The sequence below is a fragment of the Paracoccus sp. MKU1 genome, assembly GCF_001447385.1.
In the GTDB taxonomy this organism is placed as follows: domain Bacteria; phylum Pseudomonadota; class Alphaproteobacteria; order Rhodobacterales; family Rhodobacteraceae; genus Paracoccus.
In genome coordinates, this window is record NZ_LLWQ01000032.1 from 1 (window position 1) to 8,978 (window position 8,978).

Annotated in this window: 6 protein-coding genes and 1 pseudogene; 5 read left to right on the forward strand and 2 right to left on the reverse strand. The window is 60.8% G+C overall.

All coding sequences use genetic code 11. The annotated features are described in order from the left end of the window. Nucleotides 1-265: 265 nt before the first annotated feature. Nucleotides 266-598: pseudogene (locus AQY21_RS02255) on the reverse strand (IS5 family transposase); the annotation flags it as partial. A 244-nt stretch (nucleotides 599-842) separates the two neighbouring features. Here AQY21_RS02255 and AQY21_RS02260 point away from each other — a divergent pair. The 5 genes from AQY21_RS02260 (at nucleotide 843) to AQY21_RS02280 (ending at nucleotide 6,541) form a co-directional block, all read left to right on the forward strand. Then, nucleotides 843-2,531 (forward strand): ABC transporter ATP-binding protein, encoded by a 1,689-nt coding sequence (locus AQY21_RS02260; RefSeq protein WP_082657938.1) that lies wholly within the window; start codon nucleotides 843-845, stop codon nucleotides 2,529-2,531. Beyond that, nucleotides 2,531-3,616: an ABC transporter permease gene (locus tag AQY21_RS02265; protein ID WP_116171209.1), complete on the forward strand. Its 1,086-nt coding sequence runs from the start codon at nucleotides 2,531-2,533 to the stop codon at nucleotides 3,614-3,616. Before AQY21_RS02260 ends, AQY21_RS02265 begins: the two co-directional genes overlap by 1 nt. Next, entirely contained in the window at nucleotides 3,613-4,536 is a 924-nt protein-coding gene (locus AQY21_RS02270) for an ABC transporter permease (RefSeq protein WP_052096177.1), read from the forward strand. Before AQY21_RS02265 ends, AQY21_RS02270 begins: the two co-directional genes overlap by 4 nt. A 25-nt stretch (nucleotides 4,537-4,561) precedes the next feature. After that, on the forward strand, nucleotides 4,562-5,644 hold the full coding sequence (locus AQY21_RS02275) for a BMP family ABC transporter substrate-binding protein (protein ID WP_036759118.1): 1,083 nt from the start codon (nucleotides 4,562-4,564) through the stop codon (nucleotides 5,642-5,644). A gap of 81 nt (nucleotides 5,645-5,725) precedes the next feature. Then, nucleotides 5,726-6,541 (forward strand): DUF5020 family protein, encoded by an 816-nt coding sequence (locus AQY21_RS02280; protein ID WP_147307313.1) that lies wholly within the window; start codon nucleotides 5,726-5,728, stop codon nucleotides 6,539-6,541. A 231-nt stretch (nucleotides 6,542-6,772) separates the two neighbouring features. On the opposite strand, the gene AQY21_RS02285 is transcribed toward AQY21_RS02280, so the two are convergent. Further along, nucleotides 6,773-8,500 (reverse strand): recombinase family protein, encoded by a 1,728-nt coding sequence (locus AQY21_RS02285; protein ID WP_058096233.1) that lies wholly within the window; start codon nucleotides 8,498-8,500, stop codon nucleotides 6,773-6,775. Nucleotides 8,501-8,978: the final 478 nt, after the last annotated feature.

The window sequence follows — 8,978 nt, forward strand, 5'->3', positions numbered from 1 at the left end:
TGAAAAATATCGAACCGGCGCTCGGCGCGAACGCCGCCAAGCGCTTCAAGCTGCGAGTGGTGATAGGAAGATGGCCTGACAGTCGACCGGTGTCCCGAAAGCCTCTGGCGCAAAATGGCCCGACGAGGCCGGCCCCTTTATGAGGATCGGGATGCGCGGATCTCCATCTTGGCAGCGGCCGAAGAGCCGACATGCCGGATACGTTTGTGCAGACTGCTCACACCATCACCCAATCGGCGCTTGCAACCGGGGCGGGCCATACGTTTGCGCCCGCCGCATGATGATGGGCGCGGATCACGGTGCTGTCGATCATCTGCAGCTTGTCCGGCGCGATCCCAGCGTGGTTCAGCGCGTCCAGGATATCCTCCCACAGCCCGGCAAGGGTCCAACGGCGGAACTGCCGGTAGACCGAGGACCACTTGCCGAACTCTTCGGGCAGGTCGCGCCACGGCGCACCAGTCCTTGCGATCCAGAAAATGCCATCCAGAACAAGACGATGGTCCGCAGGCTTGCGCCCGTTCGGATGCCGGACGGCTCGGATGAAGCCCTCAAAGAATCCCCATTCGTCGTCGGACATCAGGTTGCGTGCCAAGCTCATCTCCTACGTAGAGAGCAGCTTGAATCACAGCGCGCACGCCGGTGGAACCCCTTTTGTCAACATCACCTAGCCAGAAAAGAGTGCTCATCGATCAGGTCTCCTTGCAGAGTCTGAATCACGCCAAAGACCTAAAATCAATGGGTCTGGAGCCTAGACTTGCTTCATCCTTGGGTGGCGTTCGATTTCTGGAACAGAACGTCTCTTTTGTTTATCTATTCGTCCCCTGATGGCCTTGATACCAAAAATGGCATCAGCGTTTGGCGGACCGGTAAGCTTAACGTTTCAGCCGATCCATGCCTGCAGAAAGAACAAAAACACGACTTTCGTCGCAAGCTTGGCGTACGTGATCGAGGCTGCGCCATTACGCGTCGTCATCAACAACAGGGAGCAGCATTTGAAGACCAAGGCAGGTGAATCCCCCCTATTGCTTCAATTGCGGAACATTACCAAGAGATACGGCACATATGTGGCAAACGACAGCGTGGATCTTGCGCTGGAGCACGGCCAGATTTGCGCCATCCTTGGTGAAAACGGTGCAGGCAAGTCCACCCTCATGAAGACCATTTACGGTATTCAGCAACCGGATGAGGGCGAGATTGTCTGGAACGGCGAGAAGGTCGCCGTCACCAGTCCGAGTGTTGCCAGAGATCTGGGTATCGGAATGGTTTTTCAGCATTTCTCGTTGTTCGAAACGATCAGCGTCGTTGAAAACATCTCGCTGACCGTTCCTGGGTCATTGCCGGACCTGGCCGAAATAATCAGGCAGAAGGCGGATGAATACGGCCTTCATGTCAATCCTGACGCGCCGGTGCATGGCCTTTCGGTCGGCGAGCGGCAGCGGGTCGAGATCATCCGCTGCCTCATGCAGGATCCGAAGCTGCTCATCCTGGACGAGCCGACATCGGTGCTGCCGCCCCACAGCGTGCAGCAGCTTTTCGGGACGCTCAGGAAACTATCCGAGCGTGGCGTTGCTATGCTCTACATCTCGCACAAACTGGAAGAGATCAGGGACCTGTGCCATTGCGCCGTCGTGCTGCGCCAGGGCCGCGTCACGGGCACGGCGAACCCGCGGCAGGCTACATCGGCGGAACTGGCCCGCCTGATGATCGGGCAGGACATCCCGACAGCCCGCCACGCCGAGGCGAAACCGAGCTGCGAACCTGCCCTGACCGTTAGCGACCTTACCTATGAAAATCCCGATCCGCTGGGAGAAAGCCTCGACAGCGTGTCGATGGCGGTCCGCCCAGGCGAGATCGTCGGCATTGCCGGTGTGTCGGGCAATGGTCAGTCCACACTGGCGCGGATTTTGTCAGGTGAAATCAGGTTGCAGGGCCACATGGCCGGCAGGATCCAGGTTTTCGATCACCCCGTGGGGGACGCTCCGCCCGGAACGCGCCGACAAATGGGGGTGACCTTCGTTCCCGAAGAACGACTGGGGCGCGCCACGGTTCCTACCATGAGCCTGGCGGACAACGTGCTGCTTACCGCCCACGGGGCAGGCCTGGTCCGAAAGGGATTGATCAGACGACGGCAGCAGGCCGATTTTGCCGACAAATGCATTTCGGCCATGGATGTCCGTTCGCGGGGTCGACAATCTATCGCATCCAGCCTCTCTGGCGGCAACCTGCAGAAGTTCGTGCTGGGCCGCGAAATCCTGCTGAAACCCCGCATCCTGATCGTTTCCCAGCCGACCTGGGGTATCGATGTCGGAGCGGCGGCGATGGTCAGGCAGAAGCTGGTGGACCTGCGGGACACGGGCACGGCGATCCTCATGATTTCCGAGGAACTGGAGGAGATATTCGAGATCTCCGACCGCATCCACGTCATGTATCATGGACGGCTGTCCCCCTCGGTCCAGGCCAGGTCGGTGACCGCCGAAGATGTCGGGCGGATGATGATGGGCGAATTCGACCAGAAGATGAGGGCGGCGTGATGATGGGTCGGTATGCACTTGTCCAGCGAAGCGAGGTGTCGCTCAAGAGCATCATGCTCGTGCCGTTGGTGACCTTCGTTCTGGCATTGTTGGGAAGCATGGTCCTGTTCGGCTTTCTGGGCGCCCCGCCTCTCGAAGTCCTATACAGGTTGCTGATTGATCCGCTGGCATCGGCGTACAACATTTCCGAGGTGGTGATAAAGGCTGCGCCGCTGATCCTGATCGCCCAAGGTTTGGCCATCGGGTTCCGGGCGAAGGTCTGGAACATCGGCGCAGAAGGCCAGCTGATCATTGGCGCCGTGGCGGCAAGCGTCATCCCCATCACCTTTCCGGAAAGCCAGAACGTCCTGATGCTTCCGGCGATGATGCTTGCCGGGATGATCGCGGGGGCGGCGTGGGCCGGAATCGCCGCCGCGCTGAAGACGCGCTTCAACGCCAGCGAGATCATCGTGACGCTGATGCTGAACCAGATCGCGGTGCAGATCCTGTATTTCCTCATCAACGGGCCGCTCAAGGATCCGATGGGGTTCTCCTATCCCCAGTCGGTAAGCTTTCCTCCGGTGGCGATGTATCCGCTCCTGTCGGATGACGGGATGCTGAGGGCGAACGCGTCCATCCTCGTGGTCATCCTGCTGTCGATTGCGGCGCTGATCTATGTCACGCGCACCTTCTCGGGATACACGTTGCTTGTGGGAGGGCTTGCCCCAAGTGCCGCCAGCTATGCAGGCTTCAGCGCCAAGAAGGCGGTCTGGATCACGCTGCTGATCGGCGGTGCCGCGGCGGGCCTGGCCGGAGTGGGCGAGATTTCGGGGCCGATCGGCCGGCTCCAGCCGTCGTTGTCCCCCGGCTACGGCTTTGCCGCGATCATCGTGGCCTATCTCGGCGGCCTGCATCCGGTCGGGATACTGCTGGCCGGGACATTCATGGCAATCGTTTATGTCGGCGCGGACGGTGCGATCATCGATGTGGGCCTTCCCCCGGCAGCGCCGGTAATCTTCCAGGGAATGGTTCTCGTGTTCTACCTCGCCTCCTTTGCCTTGGTCCAATACCGCATCGTACGAGTCCAGCCGGAGGCAAGGGCATGACGGACACGATCATCTTCGTCCTGGCAGGCGCCTTCGCAACCGCAACACCCCTTCTGCTTGCCGCGATCGGCGAGGCTGTGGCAGAGAAAGCAGGGGTCATGAACCTTTCCGTGGAAGGCATGATGGCATTCGCGGCAGCCGTGGCCTTTGCCGTGACCTATCAGACGGGAAACATCGTGCTGGGCTTCGGCCTTGCGGTCGGCGCATCCGTGGCGCTGTCCCTGGTCTTCTCGATCCTTGTGCTGGGCTTTTCGGCAAACCAGATCGTTTCCGGGCTTGCCGTCGGAATTCTTGGCCTCGGGCTTTCCAGCCTGGCCGGGCGCAGTTTCGAGAACCTGACGATGATGGCTCCGGCAAACCTTTCGCTCCCCGTCCTGTCGGATCTGCCTCTTGTCGGACCGATCCTGTTCCGACAGAGCGCCATCACCTATTTCGCCTTTGCGGTCGCGTTCCTGACCTGGTGGTTTCTTGCCAAGACGCGCCATGGCCGCATCACGAAAGTCGTGGGCGAAGATCCGGCCATCGCGCACAACCTAGGCTTTGCCGTGATCCGCATCCGCCTTTTCGCGATCATCTTCGGCGCCGTCATGTCGGGCCTTGGGGGCGCCTATGCCTCGACGATCCTGACGCCCGGCTGGTCTGACGGCCTGATCGCCGGCCGGGGGTGGATTGCGGTTGCACTGGTGGTGTTCGGCACCTGGCGGCCGCTCAGGATCGCATTCGGAGCCTATCTGTTCGGGGCGCTCCTGCTTGGGGATTTGGCCGTGCAGGCCATGGGTTTCAGCGTCCCGCCGCAAATCATGACATCCTTGCCCTACGTGATGACCATCATCGTTCTTGCGGCTGTGTCCAGGAATGCACTGCTGATCCGGCTGAACGCACCGGTTTCGCTGGGTCAGAACTTCCAACCATCAAAATAATAGCAAGCGACCAACAGGAGCAATCATGTATCAGATCGTTCGTGCACCCTTGCTGGGTGCGGTCCTTTCCATGTGCTGGTCCGGGACGCTGTTCGCTCAAGAGCCGCTCGACGTGGCAATCGTGGCGCCTAATGCGATCGGCGATGTCGGCTGGGACCACGAGGTTGTCCGTGGCAAAGAGGTTCTCGAGGAACGGTTCGCGGATAAGATAAACGTGACGGTCGTGGATTCGGTCGGCGAGGGTCCCAACGCCGCGCGCGCCATGAACCGGCTTGTGGCGAACGGAACCGACGTCCTGATCCTGGGTTCGTTCGGACACATGAGCGATGGCATGGCGCTGGCCAAAAAATCGCCCGACCTGAAGGTCCTGCATATCGGCGGGTACCAGAACCTTCCGAACTTCGCGACATTCACGGTCCGGCACTACCAAGCATCCTATCTGTGCGGCATGGCGGCTGGCTATGCGACGAAAAACCAGCAGCTTGGTGTCGTGGCCGCTTTCCCGCTGCCGGAAGTCCTTGGCATCCTTAACGCCTATGTTCTGGGTGCACGGAGCGTCAACCCGGATCTCAAGCCGGTGAAGGTGGTGTGGCTGAATTCCTGGTATGATCCGCCGCGCGACCGGTCCTCGGCGGAAAGCCTGATTTCGCAAGGCGCCGACGTGGTCTATTCGCTATTCCCTGGCACCCCCTCAGCCCTCGCAACGGCCGAGGAAAAGGGCGTCTATGCTGTCACGACGCTCAGCGACAATTCTGCTCACGCGCCGAACAAGCATCTTTGTGCAGGACAGGCGAATTTCGGTGTCGTCTATGCCAATGTCGTGCAGTCTGTGATCGATGGAACCTTCGAAGGGAAGGATACCTTTGCCGGAGTCGCCGAAGGAGCCATCGAAGTGGCGGGATTGTCGAAGGACCTGACGGATGAGCAGCGGGCAGCGATCCTGGCAAAGCAGGACGCGATGCGCGACGGAAGTTTCGATCCCTTCACCGGACCGGTAATGAACAATGCCGGATCAGAGGCGATCGCTTCCGGAAAGACGCTGAACACATCTGAGATCAAGAGCATGGACTTCCTTGTCCAAGGTATCGACTCGCGGCTGCAGAATTAGATAATCGCTGTCATTGCCTCAGGATCGGCCTCGGAACAGGCTGATCCTCTCATCGGCCATGCGCTTCCCGGGCGCATGCCGATGATCGTCCAGAACATCACAAAAGCAGAAAAACCTGCTACAACAGGAGGATTACTTATGACCAAACACAGCATCATCCCGGCGTCGATGCTGGCTCTTGGCCTAGGAATTATCGGGCATGGAGCTCACGCCGAGGTGCTTTTTTCCACAGGCGAGATACAGCTGCACTACGGCGACGGATTTCATCTGGGCGCCAACGGCCTTGACTCGACCACCCGCACCACCCTGACCTTTGAACAATACACGTTGTTCAACTGGGGCGATCTTTTCTATTTCGTCGATCTCAACAAGGACCATCAAGGAACCGGGTCGGAAAACAGTCACTATGCCGAAGCCTGGCTGCACTTGAGCGGAAAAGCCATGGGACTGACATTCCCCGACGGCGCGTTTGTCAAGGACGTCGGGCCGGACTTTGGCATCAACCATGGCGAGGATTTTCTGGTCATCGCTCCGGGTGTCCGCGCTGACCTGAACGTGAGCGGTTTTTCCGTCCTCACGGCCGGGGCCTATGTCTATAAAAATGTCGACGATCCATTTGATCGCGACCTCGACACGACATACCAGATAACCTTTGTCTGGGATTATCCCTTCAAGATAGGCAATGAAAACCTGTCGATCCGGGGATTTGCGGACTTTATCGGGGAACAAGGCGATGGCTTCGAAAGCCAGATCGTCTTCTCTCCCCAACTGCGCTGGGATGTCGGCAAGGAAGGCGGTGCCATCTTGGGTCTGGAATATACGTATTACAAGAACAAGTACGGCGTGAGCGATGTGGACGACAACTCAGTCAGCGCGTTTGCAGCTTTGAAATTCTAATCATCGTATGACTGGGGCGAACCTGATATCCCTGCCACGCGCCTTGGCTATCAGATCAGCAAGCAACGATAGAGCCTCGCGTTCGAGGCGTTGCCGGCGTCGCAAAGCGGCATGTTCTCGGGCGGTATCCGTGAAGCTGTGCTGGAGAAGGAGGACGCCGGTGGCCGCAGCACCAGCTACAGGCTGGTCGAGTGGGTGCGGGGCTGAATGTTTAGCGCTACCTTGGCCAGCTCAGAATAGGTTACATTTGGCTGCGAGCTTGGGGATTTGGCGCTCGACCAATCGCAAGTATCGTTGGTTGCGCGCCCCCGCAACCAGAAATCCTGCACTTTCCTCAACCTCCTGTTCGCAGGAGGTTTTTTGCTGTCCGCTCAACCGATCCGCATTCAGGCTCAGCGCCAGAATGCCCGCCAGATCGCCGTGAAGCGTCAGATCTAAGCTCATCCGCTTGCCCTTCGTGGGCACCGGTGTCGCCACGATCTTCTCGATCAGGCCCCGGATCGCCTCGCGGGCCTCGCCTTCCCGGTCCGGCTCTGTCAGCCCCGCAATCAGCGCACGGATCCGCTCCTGCCAGTTGTCCGCCATCCTGGGGTGGATCCGGGTCAATGCCGCAGGGGCCGGGGCGGTGGCCAGTTCGCGCTCCAGCTGCTTCTGACGGGTCTCCAGCTGTTCCATCTTCGCCTTGATCCGCTCGGGCGGCGTGCCGGCGAGCAGGGCGTTCACCAGAATGTCCTGGTCCTTGATGACTTTCGCCAGTTCCTTCTGCTTGACCGCGCGGTCATCGACATGGCCGGCGGCCAGGCGGTTGCGCTCGGCGATGTATTCGGCGACGAAGACCTTCACCAGTTCGGGATCCATCAGCCGCTCGGAGAGGATGGTCAGGATCCGGCCCTCCAGCTCCTGCCGGGTGATGCCGGTGCGGTTGGTGCAGACCGAGGTGCCCTTGTTGCGGGAATTGCTGCAGCCTAAACGATCCTTGCCGATAGTCGAGAAACCTCCACCACAGCAGCCGCATTTGACCAGGCCGGTGAGCAGGAAGCGCGGCTTGCGCCGTTCCCAGGCCTCTCGGTCGGTCTGTTCGATCTTGCGGCCCTCCTGGCGGGTCTTGACCCGGTCCCAGAGGGCCTGGTCGATGATGCGGAGTTCCGGCACGTCGGTGACGATCCATTCGGATTCCGGGTTCGGTCGGGCCTGGCGCTTGCCGGTAGCGGGGTCCTTGACGAAGCTCTGCCGGTTCCACACCAAACGCCCAACATAAATCTCGTTGTTGAGCACGCCGGTGCCGCGCTTGGGATTGCCGTGGATGGTGGATTTGTCCCACTTGCCCGCGCGCGGGCCGGGGATGCCCTCGCGGTTCAACTGGTCGGCAATCCGGTTCGGCGACATCCCATCGGCATAGGCGGTGAAGATCCGCCGCACGATGGCGGCCTCGTCCTCATTGATCTTCCGGTCGCCGCGCCTGATCTCGCCGTCCTCGCCCATGTGGCGCAGGACCGTATAGCCATAGGCGTTGCCGCCGCCGGATTTGCCGGCCTCGACGCGGCCGCGCAATCCGCGCCGGGTCTTGGCGGCGAGGTCCTTCAGGAACAGCGCGTTCATCGTGCCCTTGAGGCCGATATGCATCTCGTCGATGCGGCCCTCGGCCAGGGTCTCGATGGCCACGCCGGCGAAGGTCAGGTTCTGGTAGAGCGCTGCGATATCGGCCTGGTTGCGGCTGAGCCGGTCGAGAGCTTCTGACAGCACGATGTCGAAGCGCCGCTCGCGGGCATCCTGCTGCAGGCGCTGGATGCCGGGGCGCATCAGCGAGGCGCCCGAGGTGGCGGCATCCTCGTAGCTGCCCACGATCTGCCAGCCGGCGCGGCTGGCGCGTTCGCGGCAGAGCCGGATCTGGTCCTCGATCGATGAGGTCGATTGCAGGTCGGAGGAGTAGCGGGCGTAGATGACGGCGCGCAGGGTCATGGGCGGAGCTCCGTGCGGAGGGGCAGGTCAATCGTCAGGGGCGCCGCGCTCAGCGGCGTGATCGGCGCGGGCGGCATCGCGGGCAAGCGCCCGGACGAGGACAAGCAGTTGATCCCGATGCTGCGCGGCTTGGCGATTCCCGGCAAGGGCTTTGTCGGCCGGAGGTGCCGGCGGGACAGCCGCCGCCTTCGCGGCACCCTCCCTGTCGGCAATATCTCTCCGGTCTCGTGCCATGGGCCGAGTTGCTCCCTGCGCCGGAGGGCAGGGCCCGTTGGCGTTCGCTGATGATGATCCTGTGCGGGGATGAGCCCGCTGCTGTTGGGATGATCATAGGGCATGGGAACGGCTCTCTAAGCTGGAAACATGGATCTCGGGTCTCGTGAATGTGGATAACCACCGGAAAATGCGGAAATCTCACTCTCCAGAGGGGTGAAACGCGCTTGGGGGAAACGGAAATGGACCCGGGTCCCGGATCAAT

Bases quoted from the DNA above. Each gene is read 5' to 3' on its own strand.
- AQY21_RS02260 (WP_082657938.1), top strand. From the start codon at position 843: ATGGCATCAGCGTTTGGCGGACCGGTAAGCTTAACGTTTCAGCCGATC.
- AQY21_RS02265 (WP_116171209.1), top strand. From the start codon at position 2,531: ATGATGGGTCGGTATGCACTTGTCCAGCGAAGCGAGGTGTCGCTCAAG.
- AQY21_RS02270 (WP_052096177.1), top strand. From the start codon at position 3,613: ATGACGGACACGATCATCTTCGTCCTGGCAGGCGCCTTCGCAACCGCA.
- AQY21_RS02275 (WP_036759118.1), top strand. From the start codon at position 4,562: ATGTATCAGATCGTTCGTGCACCCTTGCTGGGTGCGGTCCTTTCCATG.
- AQY21_RS02280 (WP_147307313.1), top strand. From the start codon at position 5,726: ATGATCGTCCAGAACATCACAAAAGCAGAAAAACCTGCTACAACAGGA.
- AQY21_RS02285 (WP_058096233.1), bottom strand. From the start codon at position 8,500: ATGACCCTGCGCGCCGTCATCTACGCCCGCTACTCCTCCGACCTGCAA.